Raw genomic sequence first — 13,767 nt, forward strand, 5'->3', positions numbered from 1 at the left:
TCGGCAGTCCCACAGGCACAACGTCACGAGGCAGGTTGCATATGTCGGTACAGAACTCGCAGGAAAAACTCGCCAGAGGCCAGATGGTCGAGCTGGCGCAGCGCTACGCGACCCCCAGCTATGCGCGCTCCGGTTGGCAGATCGCCTCCACGCTGCTCCCGCACTTCGCGCTGAATTATCTGATCTACCAGAACTGGAGCGGGCCGCTGTGGATAACCGTTTCCCTGCTGCTGGCCAACAGCCTGTTCCTGGCGCGCAACTTCGTGCTGTTCCACGACGTCATGCATGGCTCGCTGTTTCGCTCCAAGCGCCTGAGCGATGTCGTCGGCCCGTTGCTGGGGTTGCTGGTGTTCATGCCGGCGCACCACTGGCAGCACGAGCACAACTACCACCACGGCAGCACCAATGACCTGTCCCGCACCGGCATCGGCGACATGCCACTGCTCAGCGTTCGCCAATACCAGGCGCTGAACCGTCGGCAGCGGCTCTACTACCGAATCCTGCGCCATCCGGCCTTCTTCTTTACCCTGCACGCGCTGTACAAGCTGGTGATCTTCCCCCGCGTGGTCGCGGACCGGCGCTGGCCGCGCCATGTGCACCTGTCCGTGCACCTCACCAGCCTGGCGATCCTGGTGATCGGACTGAGCTTGTGGGCCTCGGGCTACGGCCTGGTGTTCGTGATCCAGCTGCTCAGCTACGCCCTCGGCACGCCGGTGATGGTGTTCCTGTTCTACATCAATCACCACTTCGAACAGTCACGCTGGTACCCGGCGCAGGAGTGGAACTTCGTCGACAGCGCGCTGCACGGCTCGTCCGTCTTTATCTTCCCGCCGATATTGCGCTGGTTCTCCGCGAGCATCGGGATTCACAACGTTCACCACCTGATACCGCATATCCCCAACTACAACCTGAAGCGCTGCTGGAAGGAGAACGAGTTGTTCGCCAACTCCCAGGTGATTTCCTTCTGGGAGGGTTTGCGGGCGATGCGCCTCAGGCTCTGGGACGAGCAGACGGGGCGCTATGTGGGCAAGGAAGGCTACCGCTTCCCGGTTGCCGACGAAGCCTCTGCACCCGATACCAGCGCCTCCCCCGCGTAAGGGGAGGGCGGGCAGGCGCGGCTGTGATCAGTCGCGCAGCACGTGATTCAGGCGATGGTCACTTGCCCGGCATCAGCATCAGGCGCTTGTTGCCATAGACCTTGTCGACGTTGCGGCTCTGGAACGGGAAGCTCATGTAGCCGCCCTTGAGCCAGGCGTCGATGCCGTCGGCATAGTGCGGGCTGGCCGGGTTGCCGGACTGGCCGGAGCTGTTGACCCCGATCATCGGTTCTTCCAGGCCGAAGTCGACCACCACGCGCATGGCCGGGATCAGCCATACGTTGAAGTCATTGCCCCATTCGTAGGCGGCCACGTTGAGGGTGCCGTGGTCGCCACCGGCCGGGTAGGGGCCGCGGTCCAGATAGCCGCTGATGGCCTCGATGCCACTGCGCTGGCTGGCGCTCAGGTAGGGCGCCATCTTGGTAGCCTCGCTGGTCCAACGGTACTGGTGCAGCTTGCCCCACTGCCAGGCGCTGCGGTTGGCGCCCAGTTCGGCTTCCAGGTAGCTGACGGCGCCGGCCAGGCTGCGCGCCATGATCGCCGGCTTGTCTTCCTTCTGCGCGGTCTTCACGTCGTCCCAGAACGGACTGTCGTCGCGCCCCAGCAGGTGGTCGGCCTGGGCCGAATAGCTGTTGTTGCCGATCTCCACCAGGGCGCGCCAGGCCGGGCTGGTCTGCGGGCCCAGCTCGTCGAGGAAGGTGGCCTTGGCGCTTTCCTGGAGGAAGGCGCTGTACAGCGCGGCATCGGCCGAGAAGGCGGCTATGCGCCCGTCGAAGGCCATCAGGCGCTTGTAGGCTTCCTCGGCCTTGCCGCGCTCGGCGGCCGGCAGGGCGGCGATGGCCTTCTTCAGCGGCGCGGCCATGCCCGGTGCGTCGAACATCGCCTGCAGCTTGCCGGCGAACGGCGTGGTCTGGTCGTACTGCATGGCGATCATGCTTTTCTGGTCGTGGCGTCCGGAGCCGGCCAGCTGCGCGATGCGTTCGGCACGCTCGGGGTAGAACCAGGAGTTGGACAGCTGCATGCCATAGCCGCGCGGCACCGTGCGGTGGTTGGCGGTGCCCAGCCAGCCCTGCATCGGGTCCTGGTCGTAGGGGTGCAGCATGGCGTCGGCGTAGCCGTCCCAGTCGTAGGCGCCGTCCCAGCCCGGCGACGGCACCAGACCGGTGCCCTGCCTGCGGTTGGGGTAGCGGCCGGTGACCTGCCAGCCGATGTGCTGGGCGTCGGCGAACACGATGTTCAGTGCCATGGCGCGCACTTCGCGGGTGGCCTCGAAGGCCTGCTCCACCGACTGGGCGCGGGACAGGTCGAAGAAGGCGTCGATCGATTGGTCCGCCTCGCCCTGGATGCTGCGCAGGGCCAGGCCGTAGCCGCTGGACATCTGCAGCGGTTGCAGCGGGGATTTGCGCTCGCCCAGCGCCGAGTTTAGCAGCGGGCCGTTACGGGTTTCCCAGACGGTCTCGCGGATCGGCCGCTGGCCGCGGATGAAGAAGGTTTCCTGGCGCTCGCGGGCCGGCTGCCACCTGCCGTTGGCCTGGTAGTAGAGGCGGCCGCCCTCGCGCTTGAGCTTCTCCAGGAACAGGTCCTGGTTGTCGCCCATGACCATGGTCATGCCCCAGGCCAGCTTGCCGTTGAAGCCGGCGACCACGGCCGGCACCCCGGCGATGGACACGCCGGCGGCCTGGAATTTCGGCGAGCGGATCTGTACGAAGTTCCAGATCGAAGGCATCGACAGCGGCAGGTGGGTGTCGTTGGCCAGCAGGCTCTTGCCGCTGCGACTCTTCTGCGGGGCGATGGCCCAGTTGTTGGAGGCGGCGACGCCGAGCATGTTCAGCGCCGCGACCTGGCCGGCGGCGTTGTTTACCGCGGCCAGGCCCGGAATCTTGCCGACCAGGCTCAGACCGCGCAGCTTCTCGGCTTCCTCGAAGGGCAGCGGCTCGTCCGGGTAGCTGGGCAGCAGCCAGGCCAGCTTGTCGGCGCCGACCTTGTCCGCCAGGTTCAGCGAGGCGATTTCCTCCTGCAGGTTGACCGACAGGCCGAAGTTGAGCAGGCAGAACAGCAGCACCGAGTCTTCCGGTTTCCAGTAGGCCGGACGGTAGCCGCTCTCGGCCAGGTCCATCGGCAGCTTGTCCTGATAGCGGAACAGGTAGGCGTTGACGCCGCGCGAGTACACCTCGAAGAACTTCTTGATGCGCGGCGAGGCGTTCTTGTACAGCACCTCGGCGCTGGCGCGCAGGTTGACGGTGCGCATGAAACGGTCGATTTCCAGCACACCGGGGCCGTTCATCTCGGCCAGGCGACCCTCGGCGAGCAGGCGCATGCCGACCATCTGGCTGAGGCGGTCGGCGGCGTGCACGTAGCCCAGGGCGAACAGCGCGTCGTGGAAGGTGGTGGTCTCGATCAGCGGCATGCCCAGCGGATTGCGCCGGATCACCACGCTCTGCGCCAGCCCCTGGACGCGGACGATGCCCTGGTCCGGGTGCACGCTGCTGGCGTAGCGGCCATTGAGGAAGGACTGGCAGCCGCCGAGAAACAGGGTGCTGCACAGGGTGGCAGCAGCGGCGACGAACAGCGGACGAGAAAACAGGCGCGAACCCATGACTGGCTCCTGGAGCAGGGCGGCGGACGATGGGCGGATTGTAGAGGGCGGAAGCAGCGGGGAGTAGGGGCCTGGCAGGGCATTGCGCCCTGCCGGGTGGGTTCAGGTCAGGCGCCGTGGCACTTCTTGAACTTCTTCTGGCTGCCGCAGGGGCAGGGATCGTTGCGGCCGACTTCCTTCAGCGGGTTGCGCACCGGCTCCTGGTGATGATGATTGCAGTGCGGGCCGTGCACGTGGCCATCGTCATCATGGTGATGATCGTGGTCGTGGTTGCAGTCGGGGCCGTGGACGTGGGGTTGCTGAGTCATGAAGCTACTCCGGAATATGATCGCCGGGGATTATCTCGCCATTGCGCTGCAGATGCACGTCGCGGCCGAACAGCAGCCCGGTCTTCACCTCGCCGCTCAGGCGGTAGCGGATCGGTCGATTGGGATCTTCCAGGGCCTTGACCACGCCCTTGAGGTGGCGCCACAGGTTGGTGCGCACCGGCACCTCGAAGTTGCTGTGGCCATGGGCGGGGACGTTGAGCCACTCGCTGGACTCGCCTTCGGCCAGCGGCACGCCGTTGAGCTCGATGTCGTAGCTCAGGCCGCGCATCGGTAGTTCGAAGTCGTTGGGATTGTCGATGCGAAAGCGCAGGGAAAACTGCTGCTCCAGCAGTTTGGCCTTGATCACATCGACCTTGACGAGGTGGACTTCCGGGTCCTGGAAGTCACCGCTGAACCAGCTGGTGCATCCCGTGAGGCCTGACAGCAGGCCGCTGATGATCGTCAGGGCGATGATATGGGATCGCATCTGTGAAAACATTGCATCGCTCCAATGGACGCCCCAGTGTAACAAGCGGCTGCTTGGCGGCCACCTGCTGTTCCCAGAAAAAAACTGCGCCATACTGGGGGCCGAATTGGACAGGAGTGTGACCATGAGCCTCTACGAGATCGCCTTCGCCGGGCAGGTGGTGCCGGGTGCGGCGCTGGAGCAGGTGAAGGAGAATCTGGCGCTATTGTTCCAGGCCGATGCCCAGCGCATCGCCTTGCTGTTCTCCGGTCGGCGCATCGTGATCAAGAGCAACCTGGATGCCGCCGGTGCCGAGAAGTACCGCGCGACCATGGAGCGTGCCGGGGCGCTGGCCATCGTTCAGGCGCTGGAAGTGGAGGAGGTAGAGATGGCCCCGCCACCGGCTCCTGCTCCGGTTGCCACCCCCGCTCCGGCACCTGCCGCAGTTGCGCCAGCGCCGGTGGCTGCCTCCGGTAACGCTACCTCGGCGCGGGTGATTCCACGTGACGAGTACATGGCGGCTTTCAGTGATGTGCAGGCACCGGACTTCGGGATCGCGCCGGTAGGAGCCGATCTGCAGGATGCCAAGCCCGAGGCCCAGGCCCCGCAGGTGGATTTCTCGCAGTTCAGCCTGGCACCGACCGGCAGCGACATGGGCCAGGCCAAGGCCGCGCCGGCCGGGCCGCCGCCCGATACGTCGCACCTCAAACTGCAGGAGTGAAGAACAAGGCCCGCATTTGCGGGCCTTGTCTTGTGCGGCTTCAGCTCTTGCTGGTCGTGCACTTGGCCTGGGCCTGGGGCGGCGTCAGGTTGCGGATCGAGGTGTAGAACAGCTCGCAGGTCTGCACCTGGTCGGTGACCTGCCATTTCTGCGTGCAGCTGTTCAGCGTTTGCTGCGGATCGGCAGAAGGATTCTGGCCCATGCCGGCCTGCCAGCAGGCGGCGCTGATGTCCTGACCCATCACCTTGAGCCCGGCGGCATCTGCCTTCGCCTGGTCGCCGCCGTAGTTCTCCGGATCGGCCGCGTACCAGATATAGCTCGGGTGGTTGGCGCCGAGCACCGGCACGTTCTGGCCCGGTGCCGGGGTGATCTCGTCCAGCCCCAACACGCCGATGTTGACCTTGTACTGATTGTTGACCCAGGTGCGTACCGGTCCGCCGAACGCGACCATGGGCAGCGGAGTACCGCTGCCGGCGGTGAGCTGGGCGACCATCGTCGTCTGGTAGTCGGTGAAGTAGCTGTAGACCCCTTCGAGGTCGCTGCCGGCGCTGGCCGGTGCGGCGATCGGGGCGATGTCGATGATGGTCTGGTAGGCCGGGGTCTGCGCCGCCGCCACGCCGTTCTCAGTCAGCAGCGAGGCCCAGCGGTCGGTGGTCTTGGACTCCAGGTAGTCCTGGGCCTGGGTCAGCGAATAGTCCGGCGGGAAGTGCAGCAGTTCCACGCTCTTGCGGTTGTCCAGGGCCATGCCCAGGGGCAGGAAGAAGTACCAGCTGTACTGCCACTTGCCGTCGCTGTTGAGCTTGCTGGCGCCGTCGAAGGCCGAGTCGCCGGCGGCCAGCAGGTTGCTCAGCGGTGTGCCGTAATCGGTGGGAACGCCGCTGAAGCTGGCCGTGAGCATGTCGCCGCTCTGGCTGACCTTGACCGTGGCATCGGCGTAGCCGTCGCGCTCCAGGCTCTGCTGCAGGTAGTGCTCGGCGGTCTGCTCCAGCGTCCAGTCGCGATAACAGATCACGCTGCAGTTGTTGGGGTAGGCGAACAGGCGGGTGACGCGCTCGCTGCTGCCCAGGCTGACCTGCACATCGTCCGCCTGAACGGCGCCGACCAATAGCAGGGCGACCAGGCCGGCCGCCGCTCCACTGTGCTTGTGCTTCATCTACTGCTCCTTGTTGGCCCCGGCCCCCGCCGGGTTCTGGCTAACAAATGAAGCAGAGTTTTCTCAGCTCAGGTAGCTGCTGCAGCACTTCTTGAACTTCTGTCCGCTGTTGCAGGGGCAGGGGTCGTTGCGCCCGGCCTTGAGTGGCGTGGTGGGGTCGAGGAAGTACCAGCGGCCGTCGCGCTGGACGAAGGCCGAGCGCTCGCGGTGGCTGTGCTCGCCGCTGCCATCGTGCCAGCGCGCGGTGAAGGTGACGAAGGCGTGCTCGGGCTGCGCGCCGATCAGTTCGCTGCCTTCCACTTCCAGCCCCAGCCAGGTGCTGCCCAGGCTCCAGGCGCGGATGCCGTCGCGGTCGAGACCCGCCTGCTGGGCGGGCAGGGTGGTGGCCACCAGGTAGTCGACCAGGCCCAGCACATAGGCGCTGTAGCGCGAACGCATCAGGTGTTCGGCGCTGGGGGCCGGAGTGCCCTGGTGATAGTGGCCGCAGCAGGCGTCCAGCGAACTGCCGCTGCCGCAGGGACAGGCTTGGCTCATGGCATCACCACCAGTACTTGCCGAAGTTCTGCGGATTGGCCCAGAACTTGGCGTTCAGCCAGTCCGGAACCTGCTTGTAATCGCGTAGGTCGTAGGTGAACAGGGTCAGCGTCTGGCCTTCGCGCTGGAAGCTTTCGCTGGCCTGCAGGGCCAGGGCGAACAGCTCGGTTTCCTGCCAACCACAGGCTGCCAGGTCGACCAGCACGGCCAGGCGACTGGCGTTGAGGTTGCGGATGCCACCGAGCAATTCCAGCGCAGTGCGCTTGGGTAGGTGCTCCAGGCAATCCACCACCAGTGCAAGATCGTAACGCTGGGCCGCCAGGTCGGCCGGTAACGCCCCGGCCGGAGCATGAGCCAGCAGGGTCTGCGGATGAGCTTCCTGGAAGGCGGCTACCGCCGGCAGCTGGCTGGCGCCGACCAGCAACAGGCGCTGCGGCGCATGGTGATCGAGCAGCGCGGCCAAGGCCTGCTGCGGTGTGCGTGAGGATGGAGCGTGATTCATATGGTGAAAATCCCGAGTACGAATGCCAAGACTATCGCGCTCCGAGCTTATGGCCTATGGACCTTGGTATGGAAACTGCCTATAACTGGCAGATAGTAAGGAAGCCATCTTTACTTCTTTGCTGTCGGTTGTATGCCGATTCCCTACAGGAGACCTAAGAAGATGAGTATCACAAGGAAAGCTGTACCCCTGATCCTGGCAAGCGGCCTGCTGACCGGCTGTGCTGGCATTCAGAAAACCGACTGGCCGACCTGCGCGGCCGTTGGTGGTGTGACCGGTGCTGCACTGGGTGCGATTGAGAGCTCTGAGTGGGCGGGTGGCGGTGCGCTGGTTGGCGCCGGTATGGCCGCGGCTTATTGCTGGGTGCATGGCGCCGAAGAGCAAGTGGCCGTGGTCGAAGAGACCGTGGTCGAGGAGACTGTCACTCCGGAAGCCGCCGAGCCGGTACGTGTCGAGCTGGACGTCAAGTTCGACTTCGACAAGTCCGTGGTCAAGGAAGAAAGCCAAGGCGACATCAAGGCGCTGGCCGATTTCCTCAGCCAGTACCCGTCCACCAGCACCGTGGTTGAAGGTCACACCGACTCCGTCGGCACCGACGCTTACAACCAGGGTCTGTCCGAGCGTCGTGCCAATGCCGTACGTGACGTACTGGTCAACCAGTATGGCGTCGGCGGTGACCGCGTGAGCTCGGTGGGTTATGGCGAAAGCCGCCCGGTGGCTGACAACTCCACCAGCGAAGGCCGTGCCATCAACCGTCGCGTGGAAGCCGAGGTTGAAGCTCGCCCCTAAGTAGTCATCTCCCGGCAAGGCGGCTGCAGCACAAGGCGCAGTCGTCCACCGGGACTGGCTTGTACACTTTGGGGGACGGGTCTTTACTCCTGTGTTACCGGTAATCGAACCGGTGACACAGGAGATCCCGCCATGAGAAGAATCTCAAGGGCAGTTGTACCCCTTCTCTTGGTCAGTAGTGTTCTTTCTGGTTGCGTCACGACTTCCAGTACGGGAGATGCGCCGCTCAACCAAGGGAACTGGCCCATTTGCACGGCGATTGGCGGCCTGGCCGGAGGAGGTCTTGGCGCCATCGAAAGTTCTACTTGGGCAGCTGGAGGTGCCGTGGCCGGTGCGGTCATCGGAACTCTGATCTGCTATGCCCAGGACGGCGACCAGGATGGCGATGGTGTATTCGATCGCCGCGACCGTTGCCCCGATACCCCGCCCAACACTCCGGTACGGCACAACGGTTGCCCGCTGCCCACCTATCCGGATTCCGCCCCTGCCGCCGAGCCTGTAGTCGATGCAGGTGATCCGGTGCGTGTCGAGCTGGACGTCAAGTTCGATTACGACAAGTCTGTGGTCAAGCAAGAAAGCCAGGCCGATATCAAGGCAGTGGCCGACTTCATGAGCCAATACCCGCAGACCAGCACCACGGTGGAAGGTCACACCGACTCCAATGGCTCCGATGCCTACAACCAGGGTCTGTCCGAGCGGCGTGCCAACGCCGTGCGTGACGTGCTGGTCAACCAGTACGGCGTCGCGGGTGATCGGGTGTCGTCGGTAGGATACGGCGAGTCTCGCCCGGTGGCCGACAATGGCACCGACGAGGGACGTGCCGTCAACCGTCGGGTCGAGGCGTCAGTCGAGGCGCAGCCCGCGCAATAGCGTTTTTGGCGGTGATCTACTCCCGCACCACTCTTGGGTGGTGCGGGAGCTGATTCGGCGCTATCAGAAAGTCGGGCGGGTGGCCGCAATGGCTACCAGGGCAAGCCCCACCAGCAGATTGCTTCCCACCAGACGGCGGATGCGTCCGAGAGCCTCGCCACCTGCCGGCCAGTTCTGTGCCTCCACGGCCTGGCGCAGCAGCGGTAGCTGCAGGAAGCGCACGCGCAGGAACAGGGCGAGCATCACCAGATACAGCCCCATCATCACCTGTACATAGCGCGGCGCGGTCTCGAAGCCGGCGAAGCGCATGTGCAGCATGCCCACGCCGGACACCGGCAGAAGCAGCACGGCGATCCATACCCAGAGAAAGAAGCGGCGGAACACTTCCAGCCACAGAGTCAGGCGTTCCGGTGCCTGCAGTTTGGCCACGGCGGCCGGGCGCAGGATCATCCAGGCGAAGAACATGCCGCCGACCCAGACCAGGGCGGCCAGCAGGTGCACGGCATACAGAGCAGAGAAGACGGTCATCGGGAGTCTCGGTCGCGGGATGGCGCGCGAGCATAACCTATCGGTAAACTACTGAAAATTTATCCAGCCTTTTCCGCGCCCATGCTCAGCTCCGAACTCAAGTCCCAGATCCAGGGCGCCTACAGCCGTTTTCTCGAAGCCAAGGGGCTCAAGGCCCGCTATGGCCAGCGCCTGATGATCGCCGAAGTGGCCAAGGTGCTGGGGGCGATCAAGCACAACGAAGAAGGCCAGCGCGATGGCGAGCCCGCCGTGGTGGCGGTGGAGGCGGGGACCGGTACCGGCAAGACGGTCGCCTACAGCCTGGCCGCCATTCCCACCGCCAAGGCCGCCGGCAAGCGCCTGGTGATCGCCACCGCCACGGTCGCGCTGCAGGAGCAGATCGTGCACAAGGACCTGCCGGACCTGATGCGCAACGCCGGCCTGCAGTTCAGCTTCGCCCTGGCCAAGGGCCGCGGTCGCTACCTGTGCCTGTCCAAGCTGGACATGCTGCTGCAAGAGGGCCAGGCGCAGAGCGCCACGGCGCAAATGTTCGAGGAAGAAGGCTTCCGCATCGACGTCGACGAGAACAGCCAGAAGCTCTACAGCAAGATGATCGAGAAGCTCGCCGGCAACCGCTGGGACGGCGACCGTGACAGCTGGCCGGAGGAACTGGAAGACCAGGTCTGGGGCACCCTGACCACCGACCACAGCCAGTGCACCAATCGGCACTGTCCGAACTTCCAGCAATGCGCCTTCTATAAAGCGCGCGAGGGCATGACCAAGGTCGACGTGATCGTCACCAACCACGATATGGTCCTGGCCGACCTGGCCCTGGGCGGCGGCGCCGTGCTGCCGGACCCGCGCGAGACGCTCTACGTATTCGACGAAGGCCACCACCTGCCGGACAAGGCCATCGGCCACTTCGCCCACTTCACCCGCCTGCGCAGCACCGCCGACTGGCTCGGCCAGGTGGAGAAGAACCTGACCAAGCTGCTGGCCCAGCATCCGCTGCCGGGCGACCTCGGCCGCCTGATCGAGCAGGTGCCGGAGCAGGCCAAAGAGCTCAGGACCCAGCAGCAATTCATGTTCAGCGCCTGCGAGCAGCTGGCCGACTTTCGTGCCGGCGAAGATATGGAGGGCCGCGAGCGCCCACGCCACCGCTTCGAGGGTGGTCTGGTGCCGGAGCACCTGCGCGAGCTGGGCATCGAACTGAAGAAGGGCTTCGCCAAGCTCACCGACGTGTTCACCCGCCTCACCGAACTGCTCAAGCAGGCCATGGACGACGAGGGCACCAGCCTGGGCCTCGCCAGTCACCAGGCCGAGGAGTGGTACCCGTTGTTCGGCAGCCTGCTGGCTCGCGCCCAGGGCAACTGGGAGCTTTGGACCGCCTTCACCGTCGAGGATCCGGAAGACAGCCCGCCAATGGCGCGCTGGCTGACCCTGGCCGACAGCGGCGCGGCCTTCGATATCGAGGTCAATGCCAGCCCGATCCTGGCGGCCGAGACCCTGCGGCGCAACCTGTGGAATGTCGCCTATGGCGCCCTGGTGACTTCGGCCACCCTGACCGCGCTGGGCACCTTCGATCGCTTCCGCATGCGTTCCGGCCTGCCCAAGGCGGCGGTTACTGCCGTGGTGCCCAGTCCGTTCCACCATGCCGATGCCGGCGTACTGCGGGTGCCGGACCTCAAGGCCGACCCGCGTGATGCCGCCGCCCACACCGCCGCCATCATTCGCGACCTGCCGGCACTGGTGAAGGGCGCGCGTGGCACCCTGGTGCTGTACTCCTCGCGCAAGCAGATGCAGGACGTGTTCGACGGACTCGACCGTGACTGGCGCAAACGCGTGCTGATCCAGGGCAACCTGTCCAAGCAGGAGACCCTGAACAAGCACAAGGCGCGGGTCGACGACGGCGAGGAGAGCGTGCTGTTCGGCCTGGCCAGCTTCGCCGAGGGCGTCGACCTGCCGGGTGCCTATTGTGAGCACGTGGTGATCGCCAAGATTCCCTTCGCCGTGCCGGACGACCCGGTAGAGGCGGCGCTGGCCGAGTGGATCGAGGCGCGTGGCGGCAATCCGTTCATGGAGATCGCCGTGCCCGACGCGTCCCTGCGCCTGATCCAGGCCTGCGGTCGCCTGCTGCGCACCGAGGCCGACCGCGGCACCATCACCCTGCTGGACCGCCGCGTAGTGACCCAGCGTTATGGCAAGGCGATTCTCAACGCCTTGCCGCCGTTCCGCCGCGAGATCGCCTGACCTCATTTATCTGCCAGGGAGTTGGCCCATGCGCACCATCCTGATCACCGGCTGTTCCACCGGCATTGGCCACGCCACGGCGCTGGCCTGCCGCGCCGCCGGCTGGCGCGTGTTCGCCTCGGCACGCAAGGTCGAAGACGTCGCCCGTCTGCAGGCCGAAGGCTTCGAGGCGGTGCGCCTGGACCTGGACGACTCCGCCAGCATCGCCGAGGCCCTGGCCTGGGTGCTCGAACAGAGCGGCGGTGGCCTGGATGCACTGTTCAACAACGCTGGCTACGGCCAGCCCGGCGCTATCGAGGACCTGCCGCGGGTGGCCTGGCGCGAGCAGTTCGAGAGCAACCTGTTCGGCCCCATCGAACTGACCGCCGCGGTGCTGCCGGTCATGCGCCGCCAGGGTCACGGCCGCATCCTGTTCAACAGCTCGGTGCTCGGCTATGCCGCGCTGCCGCTGCGCGGCGCCTACAACGCCTCCAAGTTCGCCATGGAAGGGCTGGTCGACACCCTGCGCCTGGAGCTGGCCGGCAGCGGCATCGAGGCGGTGCTGATCGAGCCGGGGCCGATCATCGCGCGCTTCCGCGCCAACAGCCTGCTGGCCCTGCGCAAGCACGTGGACACCAGCCGTGGCGCGCATGCCGCCAGCTATGCGCTGATGGAGGAGCGCCTGGCCAAGGAGGGCGCCGCGGTGAAGTACACCCTGCCGGCGGAGGCCGTGGCCGAGGCCGTGCTGCAGGCGCTGGACAGCCGCGTGCCGCGCACCCGCTACCCGGTGACGGTGCCGGCCAAGCTGTTCCGCGTGCTCAATCGCCTGCTGCCGGATCGGCTGCTTGACCGGATAAAAGGCGGTACCGTCTGATGCTGGCGTGAGCTGGCGCAAGTCGGTGCGGATGGCGGCCTGCTAGGCTACCGTCATCGCTCATGGATGAACCGAGGGGCAAGGATGAACCTGCACGATCTGGCCGCACGTACGGCCCTGGTACTGGAAACCAACAACCTGCGCGGTGGCGCCGACCTGGCCAAGGTGGCCGGCAGTCTCGGCCGCCTGTTCGAGCACCTCAAGGGCCAGAGCCTGCCGCTGGACCGCCTGGCTCAGGTGGTGGTGACCCACGACGGCCTGCCGGCGCAAACCTGCGCCGAGCTGGTTCGCAGCTCCGGCCTGGCCTTGGAGTTCGTGCTGATCGATGCCAGCACCGGCTACTACTCGGCGAAGAATCTCGGTTTCGCCGCCACCGACGCAACGCGCTGCGATCATGTGGTGTTCGCCGATGCCGACTGCATCCCTGCCGCCGACTGGCTGGAGCAACTGCTCCTGCCGCTGTGCGGCGAGCAGCCGCCGGCCGTGGTGGCCGGGCGCACCAGCTACAGCACCAGCCTGGCCGGCACGGCGCTGACCACCATCGACTTCATGTATTTCCCCAGCCCTTTGCAGGCCGGGGCTACCCGTAACTTCTACGCCAACAATGTGGTGTTCCGCCGCGATGTATTCGCCGAGCATGCCTATCAGGCGCTGGACGGCGTATACCGCGCCCATTGCCAGGTGCTCGGCCTCAATCTGCAGGCTGCCGGCGTCGCACTGCATTACGCCGCCGCCGCGCATACCGAGCACCGCCTGCCGGACAGCCGTGGCGAAGCGCTCAAGTTGCGCTGGATGCGTGGCCAGGACTCGGTCGGCCTGACGCCCTATCTGCTACGCGCTTATTTGCCGGCCCGCCTGCAGTGGCTCGCCCGCAGCGGCCCGCTGGCGCCGCTGGCAATCCTCTTTGCGCGTCTGGGCTTCAGCCTGCGTGCGCTCAACCAACAGGACCTGCCGCCCGTGCGCGGCCTGCGCCGGCTCGGCGCCATGGGCCTGATAGTGGCGTTCTCCGCCGTCGACATGTGCGGCGCCCTGGCCCGTGGCCTCGGCATCAATACCCTGGGCCGCCGCGATGCCGATGCCCAGGCCCTGTCCTACCACAAACCCGCCACCCACTGAGGAAC

General features: G+C 65.8%; 13 protein-coding genes and 1 pseudogene. 7 read left to right on the forward strand and 7 right to left on the reverse strand.

Annotation, left to right across the window (positions count from 1 at the left end; all coding sequences use genetic code 11):
* Window positions 1-41 precede the first annotated feature (41 nt).
* Window positions 42-1,097 carry a fatty acid desaturase gene (locus FFS62_RS08820; RefSeq protein ID WP_137972462.1) on the forward strand — a complete coding sequence of 352 codons (1,056 nt, stop codon included), beginning with the start codon at window positions 42-44 and terminating at the stop codon, window positions 1,095-1,097.
* A gap of 58 nt (window positions 1,098-1,155) precedes the next feature.
* Here FFS62_RS08820 and FFS62_RS08825 read toward each other — a convergent pair whose 3' ends face one another.
* From FFS62_RS08825 to FFS62_RS08835, 3 genes are all read right to left on the reverse strand, one after another.
* A complete protein-coding gene (locus FFS62_RS08825; RefSeq protein WP_137972463.1) occupies window positions 1,156-3,693 on the reverse strand; it encodes a penicillin acylase family protein in 2,538 nt (845 codons plus the stop codon).
* Window positions 3,694-3,800: 107 nt separating this feature from the next.
* On the reverse strand, window positions 3,801-4,001 hold the full coding sequence (locus FFS62_RS08830; RefSeq protein ID WP_081963338.1) for an SEC-C metal-binding domain-containing protein: 201 nt from the start codon (window positions 3,999-4,001) through the stop codon (window positions 3,801-3,803).
* A gap of 4 nt (window positions 4,002-4,005) precedes the next feature.
* Entirely contained in the window at window positions 4,006-4,488 is a 483-nt protein-coding gene (locus FFS62_RS08835; protein WP_371920112.1) for an LEA type 2 family protein, read from the reverse strand.
* A 124-nt stretch (window positions 4,489-4,612) separates the two neighbouring features.
* Between FFS62_RS08835 and FFS62_RS08840 the strand changes: the two genes are divergently transcribed.
* Complete coding sequence (locus FFS62_RS08840) at window positions 4,613-5,188, forward strand: hypothetical protein (RefSeq protein WP_137972465.1); 576 nt, start codon at window positions 4,613-4,615, stop codon at window positions 5,186-5,188.
* A gap of 40 nt (window positions 5,189-5,228) precedes the next feature.
* Here FFS62_RS08840 and FFS62_RS08845 read toward each other — a convergent pair whose 3' ends face one another.
* The 3 genes from FFS62_RS08845 to FFS62_RS08855 all read right to left on the reverse strand — a co-directional run bounded on the left by FFS62_RS08845 (window position 5,229) and on the right by FFS62_RS08855 (window position 7,377).
* The gene (locus tag FFS62_RS08845) at window positions 5,229-6,341 is read right to left on the reverse strand and encodes a hypothetical protein (protein WP_256662181.1); all 1,113 of its coding nucleotides are present in this window, start codon (window positions 6,339-6,341) and stop codon (window positions 5,229-5,231) included.
* A 63-nt stretch (window positions 6,342-6,404) separates the two neighbouring features.
* The gene (locus tag FFS62_RS08850; protein ID WP_137972466.1) at window positions 6,405-6,875 is read right to left on the reverse strand and encodes a YchJ family protein; all 471 of its coding nucleotides are present in this window, start codon (window positions 6,873-6,875) and stop codon (window positions 6,405-6,407) included.
* Window positions 6,876-6,879: 4 nt separating this feature from the next.
* Window positions 6,880-7,377 carry a DUF6231 family protein gene (locus tag FFS62_RS08855; protein WP_137972467.1) on the reverse strand — a complete coding sequence of 166 codons (498 nt, stop codon included), beginning with the start codon at window positions 7,375-7,377 and terminating at the stop codon, window positions 6,880-6,882.
* 426 nt (window positions 7,378-7,803) lie between these two features.
* Between FFS62_RS08855 and FFS62_RS23415 the strand changes: the two are divergent.
* Both FFS62_RS23415 and FFS62_RS08865 read left to right on the forward strand, forming a co-directional pair.
* Window positions 7,804-8,166, forward strand: a pseudogene (locus FFS62_RS23415) (OmpA family protein); the annotation flags it as partial.
* Window positions 8,167-8,298: 132 nt separating this feature from the next.
* Window positions 8,299-9,036, forward strand: a complete 738-nt coding sequence (locus tag FFS62_RS08865; protein WP_137972469.1) for an OmpA family protein — start codon at window positions 8,299-8,301, stop codon at window positions 9,034-9,036.
* Between the two features lie 63 nt (window positions 9,037-9,099).
* Here FFS62_RS08865 and FFS62_RS08870 read toward each other — a convergent pair whose 3' ends face one another.
* Window positions 9,100-9,564 (reverse strand): CopD family protein, encoded by a 465-nt coding sequence (locus FFS62_RS08870; protein WP_137972470.1) that lies wholly within the window; start codon window positions 9,562-9,564, stop codon window positions 9,100-9,102.
* 81 nt (window positions 9,565-9,645) lie between these two features.
* Between FFS62_RS08870 and dinG the strand changes: the two genes are divergently transcribed.
* The 3 genes from dinG (at window position 9,646) to FFS62_RS08885 (ending at window position 13,762) form a co-directional block, all read left to right on the forward strand.
* Window positions 9,646-11,793 carry an ATP-dependent DNA helicase DinG gene (gene dinG, locus FFS62_RS08875; RefSeq protein WP_137972471.1) on the forward strand — a complete coding sequence of 716 codons (2,148 nt, stop codon included), beginning with the start codon at window positions 9,646-9,648 and terminating at the stop codon, window positions 11,791-11,793.
* 28 nt (window positions 11,794-11,821) lie between these two features.
* A complete protein-coding gene (locus FFS62_RS08880) occupies window positions 11,822-12,646 on the forward strand; it encodes an SDR family NAD(P)-dependent oxidoreductase (protein ID WP_137972472.1) in 825 nt (274 codons plus the stop codon).
* 84 nt (window positions 12,647-12,730) lie between these two features.
* Complete coding sequence (locus FFS62_RS08885; protein WP_137972473.1) at window positions 12,731-13,762, forward strand: glycosyltransferase family 2 protein; 1,032 nt, start codon at window positions 12,731-12,733, stop codon at window positions 13,760-13,762.
* The last annotated feature ends 5 nt before the right edge of the window (window positions 13,763-13,767 follow it).

Source organism: Pseudomonas sp. F(2018) (genome assembly GCF_005508865.1).
Lineage (GTDB): Bacteria > Pseudomonadota > Gammaproteobacteria > Pseudomonadales > Pseudomonadaceae > Aquipseudomonas.